A 19188-nucleotide genomic window follows, 5' to 3' on the forward strand; every position below is an offset into this window, starting at 1 on the left:
CGGTAGGGTTGACCGTGAGGGCCGACGATCATCTGCGCGGCCTGCTTCGGCGGGGAGCAAACATGAGACAATCCGGCATCTATGCCATAGCGAGCAAGGACATCGTCTTTGAATCCTTCGACGGCGAAGCCGTCGTTCTCGACCTGACGACGGGCAAATATTTCGGCTTCTCGGATTCAGGCAGCAGGCTTTGGGATGCGCTGTCGTCCGGCGTGCCTGCCTCCGAACTGGTCGGCGCCGCAACGGCAGCCGGCGCGCTGGGTGCCGCCGAGATTGACGGCTTTGTTTCACAATTGCTCGAATTCGGCTTGCTGGCGGCCGTGACCGATGCCGCGGCAAGACCGGTTCCCAGCGAATTGCTGGCTCAGCTTGCGGGTGCCAGCGAGCCCCTCAAGGTCGATATCCATGACGACCTTGCCGATCTCATCGTCGTTGACCCCATCCACGAGGTCGAGGAACCCCTCGGTTGGCCCGCGGTGAAGCAGGCCAACTGAGGCACGCGCGTCAGGCACTCTCGTCGCTGGACGGCGTCGGAACAGGCAAACCATGCCGAAAGTCACTCTCGAGAACCTGGCGGACTACGCACGTCATGTACTGGCGCAGGCCGAAAGCAGCGCCGCGCATTATCCGCTGACGCGCACGGTGGGCCTGCCGCATCTGGAGCTGACCACGCATCTGAGCGCCGGCGCGTTGGCGGATGCCGTCGTTCATGGCTTTGTCGCAGCCCCGAGCACCCGAGCGGCTGCCGACACCTGCCGTATCTTCGTCGCACATCCCGGCATGGACGGCATCGCAGCGCCGGCCAGTTGGGGTCAGGGACCCTTCACGGAGCATGCCTTCGCCAGCCGGCTGGCGGAAGCCGGACTGCGCGGCAACCATTTCCACGACCTGGATTTCTGGCAGTTCTACGACCCTGATCGCCGTCTGGGCGTGCAACTGATGACGGCCGATGACAGGTTCCCGCCTTGGGAGCCGGGGGCGCCGCTCCGCCCCTTCCTGCATTGGGAATATGCGGCGCGCGGCATGCGGCTGGCCCATGCGGGCACGCTGGGTGTCGGCGGCAAGGGCATTCTCCTCGCCGGAGCAGGCGGCGCCGGCAAATCGGGAACGGTTGTCGCCGGCCTGCTCAACGGGCTCGACAGCGTCGGTGACGACTATGTGCTGATCGACCTTGCCGGCGGGCCGACCGCGCACCCGTTGTTTGCCACGCTCAAACAAGATCCCGAAGGTTTCGGGCGGCTGGGCTTGAAACACCGGCTGAAATCCTATGGTCCGCTCAACTGGCAAGGCAAGCACCAGTTCCGCATCGATGATATCACGGCACGGCCAATACCCGCGCGGCTGGACATCGTCGCGTTGATGGTGCCTCATATCAGTGGGGGCGAGGCAAGCTCGATCATGCCCGTGTCGCGCAAGGACGCAATGATTGCACTGGCACCGTCCGGCATCTCGCAAATGCCTGGCGAGCGCGAGAGCGGCTTTCGCTTTTTCAGCGACCTCACCCGGCAGCTGCCATGCTACCAGCTCTCGCTGGGGACGCGCCCACAGGAAATCGCCGGCACGATTTCGGATTTCATCATGCGGAGCAGCGCGTGAGATTAAGCGTCATCATGCCCGTCTACAACCGCGAGCACTATGTCGTTGCGGCCTTGCGATCGCTGCTCAGGCAGCGGGACGATGCCGAGCTCGATGTCATCGTCGTCGATGACGGGTCGACGGATGGCACCGCGGACACCGTCCGCGCCGTCATGCGGGAAGCATCGTGCATCCGGCTTTTCCGCCAGGCCCACCAGGGTGTGGCAAGTGCGCGCAACACCGGCCTTGGCCAATTGCAGCCGCAGACGCAATTCGTATCGTTCCTGGACTCCGATGACATCTCGCCAGCCGGACGCTTCAAGGCCGACCTCGTCCATTTCAAAGCCGATCCGAGCCTGGACCTGACCTATTCCCTGATGATGATGGTCGAAGATCTCGACGACGAGATGCTGGAGCCGACCCCTGGCAGCCGCCGCAAGATCGCCCGAGGGCTTTCCTTGGCGGCAGGAACATTCAGCAGGAGGCTTATCGACCGGATCGGCAGCTTTGACGAGGCATTCCGTCAGGCCGAAGATACAGATTACCTGCTGCGCGTCTTTGAGAGCGGCCCCAGATTCGTGATGCCAGACACCATTGCGCTCTACTACAGACGCCACCCCGGCAACATGACCAGGGAGCCCGGCGTACCGCTTCGCGAGTACATGCGTGCGATCCACAAGTCGATGAAGCGGCGCAAGGCGGATCCCTCGCTGCATACGGTCGACGGCATTTTCGACCTGAAAGACTCCGCCGACTGGCGGTTCATGTGATATGTCGGGCGGCGAATTCATGATCCGGGGCGACACATGAAGCTGAGCGTGATCATGCCGGTCCACAATCGCGAACAGTTCGTTGGCCTCGCGCTGCGCTCGCTGCTCAGGCAACGCGAAAACGTCGATCTCGACATTATCGTCATCGACGATGGGTCGACCGACGGCACGGCGGCCGTCGTGCGGTCATTGGTGGACCAGGCGCCGTGCATACGTCTTTTCCAGCAGGCCAATGGCGGGGTCACCAGGGCGCGCAATGCCGGGCTGAAACAATTGCTGGCGCAGACGCGGCTGGTATCGTTTCTCGATTCCGACGACATCTCGCCGATAGGGCGCTTCGCGGCGGATATCGCCTGCTTCGAAGAGGATCCTGGCCTCGACCTGACCTATTCGCGCATGACGCTGGTCGACAAGATCGATGGCGAGACGCTGGAGCCGGCCGCCGACAGCCACGCCATCACTGTGCGGGGGATCCACCTGTCAGCCGGGATTTTTGCACGGGACCTCATCGAGCGCACCGGCGGCTTCGACGAGGACTTCAGGCAGGCGGAGGACACCGACTATCTGTTGCGCATCTTCGAGAGCCAGGCAAAATACATTATGCCCGATACGGTGGCTCTCTATTACAGGCGTCATCCCGGCAACATGACCAAGGAAGCCGATGTGCCCTTTCGCGAGTTCATGCGCGCCATCCACAAGTCGATGAAGCGCCGCAAGGCAGACCCCGGCTTGCGTCGGGTCGAGGGGATATTCGACTTCAAGGATCTCGCGCAGTGGCGGTTCCTGTAATGGCGGGCTACGGCGTCGTCATTCCGGCATTCAACGCGGCCGCAACCATCGGCGCGGCGCTGGACTCCGTTCTGGCCCAGACGATCAAGGCGGAAGCCATCGTCGTGGTCGATGACGGTTCGACCGACGATACGGTTGCCGTGATCGAGGCGATGAACCTGCCGGTGACGGTGCTGCGGCAAGAGAATGCAGGCCCCGGAAGCGCCACCACCAGGGGTTTTGACGCGCTCTCGACCCCGTTCGTCGCGACGCTCGACGCCGACGATCTGTGGCTGCCGGACAAGATCGAAAAACAGCTGGCCTGCCTCGACCGTGATCCCGGAACAGCGGGCGTCTTTGCGCACTGGCGGACATTTCGCGGCGACAGGCCCGATTTGCCCGAGACGACCAGCGTGGCAGGCTGGTCGCGCACGACGATGATGATCCGCCAGGAGGCGGTGACGGCCGTCGGCCCCATTGTCGACCCACAAGGCGGCCGCGGCGAGATGATCGACTGGATCGCCCGGGTTCGCGAGGCAGGCTTTGTCCTTGCCATGCTCGACGACGTGCTGGCCTTGCGCCGCATCAGGCCCGGCAGCCTCTCCTATGGACGCGACCCGGCGCGCGATCGCGGCTATCTCGAAGTCGCAAGGCTGGCCATGAAAAGGCGCGCACAAGGCAGAGCGGGTGGCGGCTGATGGCCAAGGCTGTCCGCCGCATCACCCGCCGGTTTCCCGACTATGGCTGGTCCTGGCCGACCGGGGGTCTCGACCAGTTGCTCAAGGCGGCACTGCTCGATGACGAGGAAGCGGCAAGCCAATGCGCGATGCACTGGTTGGCCGCGAACGACATCGATCTCGTCTCCTTCCGCGAACACCGGCTGCTGGCCGCCATTTCGGACCGATTCGGCAGGAAATTGGCTGGCCATGCCGCCTTCCCACGGCTCGTGGGCCTGCAGAAGATGCTGTGGACCAAGTCGCGGATGGCGATGCGCGAAGCCGAACCGGCACTGAAGGCGATGGCGGATGCCGGATGCATGGTGATGCTCATCAAGGGCGCCAGCCGAATTGCCCTCGACGCGGCGGCGCAGCGCGGCCGGGTGGCGCACGACATCGACATACTGGTGCGGCCGCAGGACATGCAAACAGCCTTCGACGTGCTGCGCGACCGCGAGTGGCAGATCGCCACCGGCGTCAGCCCGCAATATCTGAGGACAAGACTGGCCTCGCTGCGCTCGATGAACTTCTTCAAGGGCAATTTTGGCGACATCGACCTGCACCAGCTTGCCTATGACGGTTCGCAGCAAAGCGATGAAGACGACATCGCCATCTGGCGACGGGCGGATACCGCCATTTTCAGCGGCGTCGGCGTGCTGGTGCCGTCGCCCGCCGACCGGATCGCGCTTGCCATCGCGCATGGCGGGCTCGACGCCCACACGCACAGCGACTGGCTGGTCGATTGCACCGTGGCCATTCGCGGCGGCGATGTCGATTGGGACGTGTTCCTCGATCTCGTGGCCAGGCGCGGCCTTGCCGTTGCCGCGGCGGTGGCGCTCTCCTACCTCGCGCTTGAAATTGGCGTGGCGGCGCCGGACAGGGTGCTGGCCCATGTGCTGGAGATGGCCGACAGCGCCGGCCCCTCGCGCTGGTCCGGCGTGCTGCAGGCCAAGCCACGAACCGATTTCGGCAGGCTGGTCTGGCTGTCGCGCGGCCTTGCCAAGCAATTGCGGCTGCGCCGCAAGAGCGGCCGCCTGCGGCAGGAACCGCCCGCCAAGGCCTGGCGGAGCAAGCCGGGCCGCCCCGAACCGCTGAATGCATCGTCGCCACCGGCGTTCTCCCAGGCCATACCCTGTCCGCGAACGGCGGGGGACATGATGCTGGACATCACCGTCAGGATCAGTGTGCCACCGGTCCGGCGCCGCATCGAGATGGAGATCAATGCCGATGACGACCATGTCGCGCGCCTGCGCGCCATGGCCATCAGCCGATCCGGTGGAGAAAGGGTTCTGCGTTTTCGCGGCAAGGTGACGCTTGACGGCGAACGGCAGGCCATGACGCTGGAGGCGCGACCCTCCCGGCAATTTCGCCGGTGGGACGATGCGGAGACCGTCGCCACCTATGGCGCGCTGCCGTTCCAGCTGATCTCGGCGACATTTTCGCCGCTGCGCTGACAGAAACGCTGCGCCGTCACCTGGCTCCATGGTAACGAGGATGTCCCGCGGCAGAAGCCCCTCCAGTATGGCTCATGCGGCACCCTCGTCCGGCTTGGTCACCCGCCGCAATGTCAAATTGATCCGCCCACCGTTTTTCAGCAGTGCCGAGGTCGACGGGTAGATGCGGTCGACGCCGTGGAAGGCGAGACGGCCCTCGCCGCCGAGCACGACAACGTCGCCGCTCTTCAACCTGAAGGATTTGGTGCCGCCGTCACGCGTCGTCTGGCCGACCCTGAACAGGCAATCGTCGCCCAGCGAAACGGAGACGACCGGCGCCGAGAAATCCACCTCGTCGCGGTCCTGGTGCAGGCCCATCTTCGCTTCGGCCGTGTAGAAATTGATCAGGCAGGCTTCCGGCGGATGCCGATAGCCGGAGACCTGCCGCCACAGGTCGAGCAGACGGTCAGGGAAAGGAGGCCACGGCATCCCGGTCACCGGATGCGTCGGCTGGTAGCGATAGCCTCGTTCCTTGTCGGTGACCCAGCCAAGCGGGCCGCAATTGGTCATCCGCACGCTCATCTCCTTGCCGGTGCGCGGCATCGCCGGCACGAACAGCGGAGCCTGCTGGACGATGCTTCTCACATCCTCGACCAGCGCCTCCTGGGCGGCGCGCGGCAGATAGGCCGGCATATGGCGGACGCCCTTGGGCAGGACGAGCATGGGATTGCCTCGCATGGCGATGGTTCGTCGCCCCAACATGCCACTATCGAACGCAAACGGCGACCCGAAAGCCGCCGATCGGCCGGCAGGCCACATGCCGGGGAACTGGCGTCGAATTCATCTGCCGATTTGTAGCGCCGACGGTTGACTAGGAAACATGACTCCAATAGTCAACATTTGAACTTGAGTGTTTCAGACAACAATTCGAATGCGGGCGGCGGAAGTGACCGCCTGCTGCGAACAGTGGAATGAGGCATATCAAAGTGGCGTTTCATCAGGGATTTAAGGGGGGTTCTCGCGACCGGGCCTGGTATCACGGCGGGCTTGTCGCCACGACGTGCCTGTCGGCGCTGCTTGCCGCCGGTCATGTACGCGGCGCTTGATTTCGCCGTCTCGAAACGGCGCGACCTGGTGGTCGCGTCAGGGGATGCGCAGGACCTGGCCCGGGTAGATCTTGTCGGGATGGGTCAGCATCGGCTTGTTGGCCTCGAAGATGACGGTGTTCTTGGCGCCCTGGCCCTTGCCGTAGCTTTTCTCGGCGATCTTCCAGAGGTTGTCGCCCTTCTGCACGGTGTAGAAGGTCGGCTCCTTGGCGGGGGCGGCCGACTTGCCGGCGTCCGGTGCGACCTGCAGCTCGTCGGCCTGCACCTTGGAGACGCCCAGCGTGTTGCCGACGGCGATGACCGCCTTTTCGAAGATCGACTGGTCCTTGACGACGCCTTTCAGCACCGCCGTATCGCCTTGAACGACGACTTGCACGCCATCGGTGCCGAGCTTGTGCGAATCGAGTTCCTTTTTGAGGGTGTCGGCCGTGGGTGCGGTTTCGTCGTCGCCGCCGATGCCCAGTTTCTTGCCGACGCTCTTGACGAAATCGAACATGCCCATCGTTGGTCTCCGTTGCTGTGGTGGGTGACCGCAGCTTGCCACCTGCAACCCAGAATTGGAAGCCGCCCGCGCCCTGCAGCTTTCGCGGTGCTTAATCGTTCTCTACCCGGCCGCGCAGCTTCTTGATCGTGCCGCGACCGGCCTTGCTCTTCAGCCGCCGTTCCACCGCGCCTTTCGAGGGCCGCGTCTTCTTGCGTGGCGGCGGTGGCGGCTCGGCGGCCTTGGCGACCAGTGCGGTCAGCCTTGCGCGCGCATCGGCGCGGTTCTGTTCCTGGGTGCGGAAGCGTCCGGCCTCGATGACGATGACGCCGTCCTTGGTGGCGCGCTGGCCGGCAAGTTTGATGGTGCGGGCCCGCACGCGTTCCGACAGGCCCGCGGCGTTTTGCGCATCGAAGCGCAGCTGCACCGCCGTGGCCACCTTGTTGACGTTCTGGCCGCCGGGACCCGACGAGCGGATGAAATCCTCGTGCAGGTCGCCCGGATGGATCACGGCTTCGCCGGATATGATGATGTCGTCGTCGATCGGCATGCCGCAGTCATGGCGCGGCGGGCCGAAAAAGAAAAGGCCCGATCGAAACCCAGCCCCCTAACCAAAATGTGGTCGCAAAGCTGGGACATGCGTCCACTTTGCGACGATTGCTTGAGATGTTGGGAAGCGTCGTGGAGCAGGCAAGCCGGGCCTGATCAGTTTGATCTGTCGAGACTATCCAACAGTTCAGCCAAGGCGCTCGCATATTCCTTGTCCCCGATACTCGTTTTTTGGCCGTCCTCATTTTCGGATCGCCGACTCATAGCGGTGGCGAGCGCTGCGCCATGCGTGAAGTCGACGAGAATGCTCACCCATAGCTGTGATCGCGACGGCGGTAGGCCAAGTTCGCGTAGCAGTGTCCTCAGGTCTTCGGTGATGCGCTTCGCTTGATCGGGAAAGACGGATGGTCTGCTGAAAATAGTGAGCGTCAGGCCGGGGTGTTGCACCACCTGCGATTGATAGGACTGCAAGAGCTCCTCCAGCCGCGTTCGAGCACTTCCTTTCTGTGGAGCGGCGACACCCGCATAGACCCTTTCCGACAGCGCCCTGATCAGCCCGTCTCGATCGCCAAAGTGGTGGTAGATGGTCATCGGATTGATCCCCGACCTCTTGGCCAGGGCACGCATGGTCAGCGCTTCGGCACCTTCACCGTCCAGAATCTCAAGTGCCGTGGAAAGCATCGCCCCGGGGGTGACGCCTACCTGATCACGGGGTGGTCGTCCGCGCTGCCGTGCGGTCACGCTGCCAACCGATAACGCGATTGAACGAGCCCAGAAGGAAACGATCGGGTCTCTTCGTGGATCAGGCAAATGTCCGATGCTGTCGGACCGAACAAGGAGCGGCCGCTACCGAGCAGGATCGGCACCCGCGTGATTGTCATGTCGTCGATCAAACCTAGTTGCAGGAAGGACTGGATAACCAGCCCACCGTCTACATAGACGTGGCGGCATCCCTCGGCCTCCAGCATCGTCATTGCCTGCTCAGGGGACTTTCCAGAAAAACGGACTCTGCCTTCAAGCTCATCAGGAACCGGCTGATCCGCGAGCGTGGCTGAGAGAACAAGAACCGGACGCCTATAAAACCAGGGCCTCACGTCTCGGACGGCTTCGAAAGTGCCGCGCCCCATGATGACTGCGTCGACCTTTTCAATGAAATCGTCCATGCCGTGGTTTTCAGACGGATCGTCGCGTTCGAGCAGCCATTCGATTTCGCCGTCGTCCCTGGCGATGAATCCGTCAAGGCTGGTTGCAATGAATACATGACCTTTGATCATCCCACACCTCGATAATTATACGCCGTATAATTATCGAGGAAGCCGCGGACGTCAATCCGCAGCGACTGGATAGAGTTGGATTTTCGCCTGTTTCAGATTTTTCCAGTAAGAGAAAACCCCATAAAGCCTTGCGACTTATGGGGTTCCGCGAAAGCCTCAAAATGACGTCCACATTTCAGTTAAGGGCTGGCGATCGAAACCGGACCTTCAATGGTGCTGGCAATGTGCCAACGGCTTGGGATGCCAAGCGATTGGACGATTATTCCGCCGCTTCCTGCATACGGGGTGCCGCACCCAGTACGACGGCATCGACATGGCTTTCGAATTTCTCGAAGTTGACGGCGAACATGCCGACCAGCCTTGCTGCCTGCCGGTCATAGCCAGCCTTGTCGGCCCACGTCGAGCGCGGATCGAGAATGGCGCTGTCGACGCCAGGCACGGTCACCGGCACCTCGAAGCCGAAATTGGCGTCGGTGCGGAATTCGGTTGCCTTCAACGAGCCATCGAGAGCGGCGGCAAGCAGCGCGCGCGTCGCCTTGATCGGCATGCGCTTGCCGGTGCCGTAGGCGCCGCCGGTCCAGCCGGTGTTGACCAGCCAGCAATCGGCGCCGTGAAGGGCGATGAGCTCGCGCAGCAGATTGCCGTATTCCGACGGATGGCGCGGCATGAACGGCGCACCGAAGCAGGTCGAGAACGTCGCCTCGGGCTCGGTGACGCCCTTTTCGGTTCCGGCCACCTTGGCGGTGTAGCCGGACAGGAAGTGATACATCGCCTGCGCCGGCGTCAGCCGCGCGATCGGCGGCATCACGCCGAAAGCGTCGGCGGTCAGCATGATGATGTTCTTGGGATGGCTGGCGCGCCCGGTCTTCGAGGCATTGGGTATGAAGTCGAGCGGGTAGGCGCAGCGCGTGTTCTCGGTCAGCCGGCCGTCGTTGAAATCCGGCGCGCCATCGGCGTCGAGGATGACATTTTCCAGCACGGTGCCGAAGCGCTGCGTGGTGGCGAAGATCTCCGGCTCGGCTTCGGCCGACAGCTTGATCGTCTTGGCGTAGCAGCCGCCTTCGAAATTGAAGATGCCGTGCGGCCCCCAGCCATGCTCGTCGTCGCCGATCAGCGTGCGCGACGGATCGGCCGACAACGTGGTCTTGCCGGTGCCCGACAGGCCGAAGAAGATGGCGGCGTCGCCGCCGGCACCTTCATTGGCCGAGCAGTGCATCGGCATCACGCCTTTTTCCGGCAACAGATAGTTGAGCATGGTGAACACCGACTTCTTCATCTCGCCGGCATAGGAGGTGCCGCCGATCAGCACGATCTTGCGGGTCAGGTCGACGGCGATCACCGTTTCGGTGCGGCTGCCGTGGCGGGCGGGATCGGCGCGGAAGGACGGCAGGTCGATAATCGTCATCTCGGGCAGGAACTGCTCGAGTTCCGCCTTGCCCGGACGGATCAGAAGATTGCGGATGAACAGCGAGTGCCAGGCGAATTCGGTGATCACCCTGGTGGGCAGCTTCAGCTCGGCATCGGCGCCGCCGACCAGGTCCTGTACATAAAGATCCTTGTCCGCGGCGTGGGCGCGGAAATCGGCGAGCAGCGTTTCGAACTGGGCTGGCGAGATCGCCCTGTTGTTGTCCCACCAAACATGCGGCTCGGTGGCAGCGTCGCGGACCACGAACTTGTCCTTGGGAGAACGGCCTGTGTGCTGGCCGGTCTCGGCGACCAGCGCGCCATGCGCGGTCAGCCGGGCCTCATTGCGCCGGATCGATTCCTCATAAAGGGCAGCCGCACCGAAATTGTAGCGCACCACGCCAGAGGTTTTCAGGCCGATACGATCGATCGCGCAAGCAGGATTGCGTGTGCCGACTTCCGACATGGGTGTCCCTTCTTAGATTTTCCGCATCTTTGCCGGCGCATTTCCGGCATGCCCACTACGCAGGCTAATATGGTCAGAACCAGAAAAGCCAAATGATATCAAATCATTAATCGATTTAAATATTTTGAAAGTTGTTTAAATCGTTTATATATGCGAAAAGTTTCACGGTTGCCCAAAGGATTGGCGATGTTCGTTCGTCCAATCCATGTCGAGGTTGGATTGTGGCCGGCGGCACCCCGCGCGTGACAGCGGACAAGGCCTATGCCACATTTTGTACCTAATTTGTCCTGCAAAAGCCCCTTCTCTACTAAAGAAGGGACAGCTCATGAGGGAGCCGCTTGAAATGGCAACAATCGCGCTTGTCGATGACGACCGCAACATTCTGACGTCGGTGTCGATCGCCCTCGAATCCGAGGGATATCGCGTCGAGACCTATACGGATGGTGCGTCCGCGCTGGAAGGCCTGGCGGCGCGCCCGCCGAATCTTGCCATCCTCGACATCAAGATGCCGCGCATGGACGGCATGGAGCTTCTGCGCCGAATGCGCCAGAAGTCCGACCTGCCGGTGATCTTCCTGACCTCCAAGGACGACGAGATCGACGAATTGTTCGGCCTCAAGATGGGCGCCGACGACTTCATCCGCAAACCGTTCTCGCAGCGCCTGCTGGTCGAGCGGGTACGGGCCGTCCTGCGCCGAGCCAGCGCCCGCGAGGCCGCGGCAAAAGCGCCCAGCCAGCAGGCCCGTTCGCTCGAGCGCGGCCAACTCGTCATGGACCAGGAACGCCACACCTGCACCTGGAAGGGCGAGCCGGTGACGCTCACCGTCACCGAATTCCTGATCCTGCATTCGCTGGCGCAGCGCCCCGGTGTGGTAAAAAGCCGTGATGCGCTGATGGATTCGGCCTATGATGAACAGGTCTATGTCGATGACCGTACGATCGACAGCCACATCAAGCGGCTGCGCAAGAAGTTCAAGGCTGTCGACGACGACTTCGAGATGATCGAAACCCTTTACGGAGTCGGATACCGGTTCCGCGAGGCGTGAATAGGCAGTAGGCAGTAGGCAGTAGGGAATAGTCAGTAGTCCGTTTTTGAATGGTGCGAGCGGCCACTCACACATGGCCACGATCTCAACCACTTCTCTATTCCCTACTGCCTGCTCACTACTCACTAATTAGGCGGGAGCTGCTATTCGATGGCAGTGGAAGCACAGCGAAGCAGGCCGACGGGCGCCGCCAGGCGGCCGTCGCGCATCATGCCGTCCTTCGTTTCGAAGATCACGGTGCCGATGCGCCGCTTCCTCGGCCACCACATCTTTTCCAGCCTGACGCGACGCATCCTGTTCCTCAACCTTGCCGGACTGGCTGTTCTGGTCACCGGCATCCTCTACCTCAACACTTTCCGCGACGGGCTGATCGACGCCCGCGTCGAAAGCCTGATGACGCAGGGCGAGATCATCGCCGGCGCGATCGCGGCGTCGGCGACGGTCGAGACCGATTCGATCAGCATCGACCCGGAAAAGCTGCTTGAGCTGCAGGCCGGCGAGAGCCTCGGGCCTGGTTCGGACCAGCTCGACAATCTGGACTTTCCGATCAATCCGGAGCGTGTCGCGCCGGTGCTGCGGCGGCTGATCTCGCCGACGCGGACGCGGGCCCGCATCTATGACCGCGACGCCAATTTGCTGCTCGATTCGCGCCATCTCTATTCGCGCGGCCAGATCCTGCGCTACGACCTGCCGCCGGTCGAGGAGGAGGAGCCCGACCTTGTCGAGCGCATCCAGAAGTTCATCTTCGACTTCTTCCGCAACACCGACCTGCCGGTCTATCGCGAGCAGCCGGGCGGCAATGGCGCTGCCTTCCCGGAAGTGGTCAAGGCGCTGACCGGCAGCCCGTCGACCATCGTGCGCGTCTCGGAACAGGGTGAGCAGATCGTTTCGGTGGCGGTGCCGATCCAGCGCTTCCGCGCCGTCCTAGGCGTGCTGATGCTGTCGACCGAAGGCGGCGACATCGACAAGATCGTCGCCGCGGAGCGCAAGGCGATCCTGCGCGTGTTCGGCATCGCGGCTCTGGTCACCGCCATCCTGTCGATGCTTTTGGCTTCCACCATCGCCAACCCGCTACGCCGGCTGTCTGCCGCGGCGGTGCGGGTCAGGCGCGGCGTCAAGAGCCGCGAGGAGATCCCGGATTTCTCCGACCGCCAGGACGAGATCGGCAATCTGTCGATCGCCGTGCGCGACATGACCAACGCGCTCTATGCGCGCATCGAGGCGATCGAGAGCTTCGCCGCCGATGTTTCACATGAATTGAAGAACCCGCTGACCTCGCTGCGCAGCGCGGTGGAAACCTTGCCGCTGGCCAAGAACGACAATTCGCGCAGCCGGCTGATGGAGATCATCCAGCATGACGTCAGGCGGCTGGACCGGCTCATCACCGACATTTCCGACGCCTCGCGTCTCGACGCCGAGCTCGCGCGCGAAGACGCCGGAACGGTGGACCTGAAGAAATTCATCACCGACCTCGTCGCCGTGTCGCGCGAGGCAACGCGCAACAAGAAGGCCGTCGAGATCGAGTTCAAGGTCGCCAAGCTGCCGCAAGGCGTCAAAGGCTATTTCGTCGTCGGCCACGATCTGCGCATCGGCCAGGTCATCACCAATCTGATCGAAAACGCCCGCTCCTTCGTTCCCGAGGACCATGGCCATATCAGCCTGTCGCTGGCGCGTGCCGGCAAGTTCAACATCCTCACCATCGACGACAACGGTCCCGGCATCCGCGCCGACAACATCGACCGCATCTTCGAACGCTTCTACACCGACCGGCCGGCCGGCGAGGCGTTTGGCCAGAATTCGGGCCTTGGCCTGTCGATCTCCAGGCAGATCGTCGAGGCCCATGGCGGCACGCTGACCGCCGAAAACATCCCCGGCACCAAGCCCGGCGAGATCAAGGGCGCGCGCTTCGTCGTGACGCTGCCGGCCGATGCGTGATTGCTGGTCCAGTCGTGCGGCCTGAAAACATTCACGCTACGGGCTTGCTGATCGGCGAGCGCGGCATTCTCGTCAGCGGGACTTCGGGTTCGGGCAAGACGACGCTGGCGCTGGCGCTGGTCGACCATTGCCGCCAGCGCGGCCTGTTCTCACGGCTCATCGGCGACGATCAGCTTTTCGCCGAGGCGCATGCGGGGCGGCTGGTGTGCCGCGCGCCCGCCACCATAGAAGGTCTCGCCGAGGTGCCGGGACTTGGGCCGCGGCCGCTGGCGTTCGAACCTGCCTGCGTCGTCGACCTGCATGTGCGCCTGCTGCCGGCTGGTGAAATCGCCCGCTTCCAGGAGGACGCCAGCGACGACATCGCCGGCTGCGCGGTACCGCGGATCGATCTTGCCGAGCGCAATGTCCAGGCTGCCTTGCCGGCCGTGATGGCGCGGCTGTCGATCATGCCTTTTCTATGATCCACCCCCGGTTTTTTGCTGCAATGCGTCAAAATGGCATGGGCCGGCGCAATTTTGGGCTTGTCAACGGGCCTCGCGTCGACAAGATAGCGCTCCCGCCGCCTGGAATGGCTGGCGAGCATAAAATGCGCCTGTGAAGCGGCGATGACGGGAGCCACCAAAGAATGATCGGACTCGTGCTTGTAACGCACGGTCAACTGGCCACCGAGTTCAGACATGCCGTCGAACATGTCGTCGGGCCACAAGACAATTTCGAAACCGTGGCGATCGGTGCCGACGACGATATGGAGCAGCGTCGCCGCGACATCATCGACGCCGTGGCCCGCGTCGACACGGGGGCGGGCGTGATCGTGCTGACCGACATGTTCGGCGGCACGCCGTCGAACCTTGCCATCTCGGTGATGGAGTCCGGCCGCACCGAAGTGATCGCCGGCATGAACCTGCCGATGCTGATCAAGCTGTCATCGATCCGCAAGGGCGACAACATGGCCGCAGCGCTCGACGAGGCGCAGGCCGCCGGCCGCAAATACATCAACGTCGCCAGCCAGCTTCTGAGCAGCAAATGAACGCACTATCCCCGGAAAAAGACCAGATTGTCCGGGAGTTTCCGATCGTCAACCAGCGCGGCCTGCATGCGCGCGCCTCGGCGAAGTTCGTCCAGCTCGCCAGCGGTTTCGACGCCTCCGTCCATGTCGAGAAGGACGGCGTCAAGGTCGGCGGCACGTCGATCATGGGCCTGATGATGCTTGCGGCCAGTCCTGGATACTCGATCCGCGTCACCGCCAGCGGCCCGGAAGCGCTTGAGGTCATGGACGCGCTGGAGCAGCTCGTCGCCTCCCGCTTCGGCGAGGAAAGCTGACCCGAAGGCCCAGCCTAAGCAGCCTCTAGGGACATGCAGGGATAAAGATTTCTTTATATCCCATTGTCGTCTTGGCGCCGATCTGCTAGTCAGGCCGGCAATTCGCGCCCTTCCACGCGCCAACCAACGCGGGCGCATCCGCAACCAATTCGCACGCACAACACTTCGCACGGAGCACTGCCATGACGGGTAGCAAGGACTATGTGGTCGCCGACATCTCGCTTGCCGGCTGGGGCCGCAAGGAACTGGATATCGCCGAAACCGAAATGCCGGGCCTGATGGCCTGCCGCGAGGAATTCGGCGCCAAGAAGCCGCTCAAGGGCGCGCGCATCACCGGCTCGCTGCACATGACCATCCAGACCGCGGTGCTGATCGAGACGCTGAAGGCGCTCGGCGCCGATATCCGCTGGGCGTCCTGCAACATCTTCTCGACCCAGGACCACGCGGCCGCGGCCATCGCCGAAGCCGGCATTCCGGTGTTCGCCGTCAAGGGCGAGAGCCTGGAGCAGTACTGGGACTACACCGACCGGGTCTTCCAGTGGACCGATGGCGGCCTCTCCAACATGATCCTCGATGATGGCGGCGACGCCACCATGTACATCCTGATCGGCGCCCGCGCCGAAGCCGGCGAGGACGTGCTGTCCAACCCGCAGAGCGAGGAAGAGGAATATTTCTACGCGCAGATCAAGAAGCGCCTGAAGGCCTCGCCCGGCTTCTTCACCAAGCAGAAGGCGGCGATCCGCGGCGTCACCGAAGAGACGACCACCGGCGTCAACCGGCTCTACCAGTTGCAGAAGAAGGGCCTGCTGCCCTTCCCGGCCATCAACGTCAACGACTCGGTCACCAAGTCGAAGTTCGACAACAAGTATGGCTGCAAGGAATCGCTGGTCGACGGTATCCGCCGCGGCACCGACACGATGATGGCCGGCAAGGTCGCGGTCGTCTGCGGCTATGGCGACGTCGGCAAGGGCTCGTCGGCCTCGCTCAAGGGCGCCGGCGCCCGCGTCAAGGTCACCGAGGTCGATCCGATCTGCGCACTGCAGGCGGCGATGGACGGCTTTGAAGTCGTCACGCTCGAAGACGCGGCGCCAACCGCCGACATCGTCATCACCACCACCGGCAACAAGGATGTCGTCACCCTCGACCACATGCGCTCGATGAAGGACATGGTGATCGTCGGCAACATCGGCCATTTCGACAACGAGATCCAGGTGGCGTCGCTGCGCAACCTGAAGTGGACCAACGTCAAGCCGCAGGTCGACATGATCACTTTCCCGGACGGCAAGCGGATGATCCTTCTGTCGGAAGGCCGCCTGCTCAATCTCGGCAACGCGACCGGCCATCCGAGCTTCGTCATGTCGGCATCCTTCACCAACCAGGTGCTGGCGCAGATCGAGCTGTTCACCAAGGGCGAGCAGTACCAGAACCAGGTCTATGTCCTGCCCAAGCACCTCGACGAGAAGGTCGCGCGCCTGCATCTCGACAAGCTCGGCGCCCGCCTGACCGAACTGTCGGGCGAACAAGCCGCCTATATCGGCGTCACGCCGCAGGGTCCTTTCAAGCCGGAACACTACCGCTATTAACCAAAGCTAAATTTACTACCAGATATTGACGCCGGGCGATTGACTTTCGCCCGGCTTTATTTTTGCGCGCGATCAGCCTTCACGGCGATTCGGCGAGGGTTTATTGTCAGGTGATTCGCGACGCTTCCGGCCCGAGAGGGGATCAAGAGAGGCGCGTATCAGGGCGGTCTTGCATTCAGTCGGCGGAGAGGACCAAGACATGCCGGGGCAATACCCGCACGGAGCGGGACAGGCCGTTTCCGGCGGCCATGACGATTCGGGGACCACTGGCTCCGCAACCCGGCGCGAGCGTCTTTCATGGCGTGGCCGCGCGGGGCTGCTGCTTGCCGGCTCCATGCTTGCCGGCCCGCTGTTTGGCGCGGCGGCGCGTGCCCAAGCTGCCGGTGTATCGACGGCCGGTCTTTCGATCAGCACGATCGAGGTCATGCAGCTTGCCGTGTTCGTCGGCGTGACAGGCACGGCATTTCTGTCGGCTATCGTCCTGATCCGCGAGCGCGCGCGCACCTCGGCGGAGAATGTCGAACTGAGAAGCCGCGTCGCCGACGTCAACGCGGCGCTGCGCCGTTCGGAGGCGCTGCTCAATCTGCGCGACCAGCGCGTGATCGTCTGGGCCTCGGAAAACAAGAAACCCGAGCTCGTCGGCATATTGCCGGTCGAAAGCGGCGCACCGGAGGAACGGGCGGCGTTCCTCGCCTTCGGCCGCTGGCTGATGCCGCGCTCGGCGGCGGCGCTCGAACATGCCATTGCCGCGTTGCGCGAAAAGGCCAGGCCCTTCGACCTCGTCATCGAATCGCAGGCGGGTGCCCCGCTCGAAGTGCATGGCCGCAAGAGCGCAGCGCATGTGCTGGTGCGGTTTGTGTCGCTTTCCGAAACACAGCGCAGCCAGGCGCGGCTGAAGATCGAGAACCACCGGCTGGCCGCCGACCACGACACGATGATCGGCCTGCTCGAAGCGTTGAAAATGCCGGCGTGGCTGCGCGACGAGCATGGGCGCCTGAAATGGGTCAACCGCGCCTATGCCGACGCGGTCGAAGCCGAGAGTGCGGAAGCCGCCGTGCGCGACGCCAAGGAATTCCTCGGCGGCCAGGCGCGCGAGGCGATCGAGGCCCAGCACAAACTGCATCCGGTTTTCGAGCAGTCGCTCTCCACGGTGATCGAAGGCGACCGCCGGGTGTTCGCGGTGACCGACTTCGCCAGCGCCGACGGTTCGGCCGGCCTTGCCTGCGACACCAGCGCCATCGAGTCCATTCGCGGCGAGTATGAACGCACCGTGCGAAGCCACGCCGACACGCTCGACCAGCTCAACACCGCGGTCGCCATCTTCGACACCGACGAGAAACTGCGCTTCTTCAACCAGGCCTTCCAGAAACTGTGGGGGCTGGACAGTGGCTTCCTGCACAGCGCGCCCGACAACGCTCTTTTGCTCGACCGGCTGCGCAGCGAAGGCAAGATCGCCGAGCAGCCCGAATGGCGCCGCTGGAAGGAAGGCCTGCTGGGCGCCTACCGCGCGGTCGAATCGCAGGAGCACTGGTGGCACCTGCCGGATGGCAAGACCATCCGCGTCGTCGCCAACCCGCAACCCAAGGGCGGCGTCACCTGGGTGTTCGAGAACCTGACCGAGAAAATGGATCTCGAAAGTCGCTACCGGACAGCCGTGCGTGTCCAGGGCGAAACGCTCGACAATCTCGCCGAGGGCGTGGCCGTGTTCGGTCCCGATGGCAAGCTTCGGCTGTCGAATCCGGCCTTCGCAACGCTGTGGGGGCTGGATGCCGAAGCGACCAAGCCGAATGTGCACGTCTCCACCATACGTGACCTTTGCGACCGGCAAGCGGTGGACAGCCCCTGGCCCAGCTTCGTCGCCGCCATCACCGGCTTCGACGACGAACGCCGCGACCGCCACGGCCAGACCGAACTCAACAACGGCACCGTGCTGCGCTACGCCATGATCCCGTTGCCCAACGGGCAGGTGATGATGACTTTCGTCGACGTCACCGACGGCGTCCGTGTCGAACGCGCGCTGAAGGACAAGAACGAGGCGCTGGAAAAGTCCGACCAGCTCAAGAACGACTTCGTCCAGCACGTATCCTACGAGCTGCGTTCGCCGCTGACCAATATCATCGGCTTCACCGAATTGCTCTCGCTACCGACGACCGGGCCCTTGACGCAGAAGCAGCGCGAATATGTCGAGCATGTCGGTTCTTCGTCCTCGGTGCTGCTGACCATCGTCAACGACATACTGGACCTCGCGACGGTGGATGCCGGCATCATGCAGCTCGACATTTCCGAGGTGCATGTCGACCGCACCATCGCGGCGGCCGCCGAACTGGTTGCCGACCGGTTGCAGGAACATTCGATCCGGCTCGAGGTCGATGCCAAGGCTGCGCCCAAGACGTTCCACGGCGACGAGACCCGCATCCGCCAGATCCTCTACAATCTGCTCAGCAACGCCGCCAACTACGCGCCGGAAGCCAGCACCATCCGGCTCGCCTGCCGCCATCTGGCGGACGGCGTGGAATTCTCGGTTCATGACGATGGGCCCGGCATGCCGCCCGATGTGCTCGATTCGGTGTTCCGCCGCTTCGAGCCGCGCGCCAATGGCGGCCGCCGGCGTGGCGCCGGCCTCGGCCTGTCGATCGTCAAGAGCTTCGTCGAGCTGCATGGCGGCGGCGTCCGCATCGAAACCGGCAAGGACAAGGGCACGACCGTCATCTGCACTTTCCCCGACATGCCCGGCATCCGCGCCGCGGCCGAGTAGCGCGCTTC

At 63.3% G+C, this 19188-nt stretch carries 19 protein-coding genes; 13 read left to right on the forward strand and 6 right to left on the reverse strand.

Annotation, left to right across the window (positions count from 1 at the left end):
- Nucleotides 1-62: 62 nt before the first annotated feature.
- The 6 genes from MESOP_RS01890 to MESOP_RS01915 are packed head-to-tail and all read left to right on the forward strand — an operon-like array spanning nt 63 to nt 5283.
- On the forward strand, nt 63-494 hold the full coding sequence (locus MESOP_RS01890; RefSeq protein ID WP_013891626.1) for a PqqD family peptide modification chaperone: 432 nt from the start codon (nt 63-65) through the stop codon (nt 492-494).
- A gap of 52 nt (nt 495-546) precedes the next feature.
- The gene (locus tag MESOP_RS01895; protein ID WP_013891627.1) at nt 547-1596 is read left to right on the forward strand and encodes a hypothetical protein; all 1050 of its coding nucleotides are present in this window, start codon (nt 547-549) and stop codon (nt 1594-1596) included.
- Entirely contained in the window at nt 1593-2345 is a 753-nt protein-coding gene (locus tag MESOP_RS01900) for a glycosyltransferase family 2 protein (RefSeq protein WP_013891628.1), read from the forward strand. The genes MESOP_RS01895 and MESOP_RS01900 overlap by 4 nt, the downstream gene beginning before the upstream one ends.
- A 36-nt stretch (nt 2346-2381) precedes the next feature.
- Nucleotides 2382-3134, forward strand: a complete 753-nt coding sequence (locus MESOP_RS01905; protein ID WP_041163969.1) for a glycosyltransferase family 2 protein — start codon at nt 2382-2384, stop codon at nt 3132-3134.
- On the forward strand, nt 3119-3811 hold the full coding sequence (locus tag MESOP_RS01910) for a glycosyltransferase family 2 protein (RefSeq protein WP_245265043.1): 693 nt from the start codon (nt 3119-3121) through the stop codon (nt 3809-3811). Before MESOP_RS01905 ends, MESOP_RS01910 begins: the two co-directional genes overlap by 16 nt.
- The gene (locus MESOP_RS01915; protein WP_013891631.1) at nt 3811-5283 is read left to right on the forward strand and encodes a nucleotidyltransferase family protein; all 1473 of its coding nucleotides are present in this window, start codon (nt 3811-3813) and stop codon (nt 5281-5283) included. Before MESOP_RS01910 ends, MESOP_RS01915 begins: the two co-directional genes overlap by 1 nt.
- 72 nt (nt 5284-5355) lie before the next feature.
- On the opposite strand, the gene MESOP_RS01920 is transcribed toward MESOP_RS01915, so the two are convergent.
- The 6 genes from MESOP_RS01920 to MESOP_RS01945 all read right to left on the reverse strand — a co-directional run bounded on the left by MESOP_RS01920 (nt 5356) and on the right by MESOP_RS01945 (nt 10542).
- Nucleotides 5356-5985 (reverse strand): alpha-ketoglutarate-dependent dioxygenase AlkB family protein, encoded by a 630-nt coding sequence (locus tag MESOP_RS01920; protein WP_013891632.1) that lies wholly within the window; start codon nt 5983-5985, stop codon nt 5356-5358.
- Between the two features lie 420 nt (nt 5986-6405).
- Nucleotides 6406-6870 (reverse strand): peptidoglycan-binding protein LysM, encoded by a 465-nt coding sequence (gene lysM / locus MESOP_RS01925; RefSeq protein ID WP_013891633.1) that lies wholly within the window; start codon nt 6868-6870, stop codon nt 6406-6408.
- 91 nt (nt 6871-6961) lie between these two features.
- Nucleotides 6962-7399: an alternative ribosome rescue aminoacyl-tRNA hydrolase ArfB gene (gene arfB, locus MESOP_RS01930; RefSeq protein ID WP_013891634.1), complete on the reverse strand. Its 438-nt coding sequence runs from the start codon at nt 7397-7399 to the stop codon at nt 6962-6964.
- 155 nt (nt 7400-7554) lie between these two features.
- Complete coding sequence (locus MESOP_RS01935) at nt 7555-8139, reverse strand: TetR/AcrR family transcriptional regulator (protein ID WP_013891635.1); 585 nt, start codon at nt 8137-8139, stop codon at nt 7555-7557.
- The gene (locus MESOP_RS01940; RefSeq protein WP_013891636.1) at nt 8136-8672 is read right to left on the reverse strand and encodes a dihydrofolate reductase family protein; all 537 of its coding nucleotides are present in this window, start codon (nt 8670-8672) and stop codon (nt 8136-8138) included. Before MESOP_RS01940 ends, MESOP_RS01935 begins: the two co-directional genes overlap by 4 nt.
- 259 nt (nt 8673-8931) lie before the next feature.
- Nucleotides 8932-10542 (reverse strand): phosphoenolpyruvate carboxykinase, encoded by a 1611-nt coding sequence (locus MESOP_RS01945; RefSeq protein ID WP_013891637.1) that lies wholly within the window; start codon nt 10540-10542, stop codon nt 8932-8934.
- A 343-nt stretch (nt 10543-10885) separates the two neighbouring features.
- Here MESOP_RS01945 and MESOP_RS01950 point away from each other — a divergent pair, with 343 nt between their 5' ends.
- The 7 genes from MESOP_RS01950 to MESOP_RS01980 all read left to right on the forward strand — a co-directional run bounded on the left by MESOP_RS01950 (nt 10886) and on the right by MESOP_RS01980 (nt 19180).
- Nucleotides 10886-11587, forward strand: coding sequence for a response regulator transcription factor (locus MESOP_RS01950; RefSeq protein WP_010912942.1), 702 nt, complete (start codon nt 10886-10888; stop codon nt 11585-11587).
- Between the two features lie 150 nt (nt 11588-11737).
- Complete coding sequence (locus MESOP_RS01955; RefSeq protein WP_013891638.1) at nt 11738-13522, forward strand: sensor histidine kinase; 1785 nt, start codon at nt 11738-11740, stop codon at nt 13520-13522.
- Nucleotides 13519-13983 (forward strand): HPr kinase/phosphorylase, encoded by a 465-nt coding sequence (locus MESOP_RS01960; protein WP_013891639.1) that lies wholly within the window; start codon nt 13519-13521, stop codon nt 13981-13983. The genes MESOP_RS01955 and MESOP_RS01960 overlap by 4 nt, the downstream gene beginning before the upstream one ends.
- Nucleotides 13984-14147: 164 nt before the next feature.
- On the forward strand, nt 14148-14549 hold the full coding sequence (locus MESOP_RS01965; RefSeq protein WP_013891640.1) for a PTS sugar transporter subunit IIA: 402 nt from the start codon (nt 14148-14150) through the stop codon (nt 14547-14549).
- Nucleotides 14546-14842, forward strand: a complete 297-nt coding sequence (locus MESOP_RS01970; RefSeq protein WP_013891641.1) for an HPr family phosphocarrier protein — start codon at nt 14546-14548, stop codon at nt 14840-14842. Before MESOP_RS01965 ends, MESOP_RS01970 begins: the two co-directional genes overlap by 4 nt.
- A gap of 182 nt (nt 14843-15024) precedes the next feature.
- Nucleotides 15025-16425 (forward strand): adenosylhomocysteinase, encoded by a 1401-nt coding sequence (gene ahcY / locus MESOP_RS01975; RefSeq protein WP_013891642.1) that lies wholly within the window; start codon nt 15025-15027, stop codon nt 16423-16425.
- A gap of 199 nt (nt 16426-16624) precedes the next feature.
- On the forward strand, nt 16625-19180 hold the full coding sequence (locus MESOP_RS01980; protein WP_013891643.1) for a sensor histidine kinase: 2556 nt from the start codon (nt 16625-16627) through the stop codon (nt 19178-19180).
- Nucleotides 19181-19188 lie beyond the last annotated feature (8 nt).

Source organism: Mesorhizobium opportunistum WSM2075 (assembly GCF_000176035.2).
Lineage (GTDB): Bacteria > Pseudomonadota > Alphaproteobacteria > Rhizobiales > Rhizobiaceae > Mesorhizobium > Mesorhizobium opportunistum.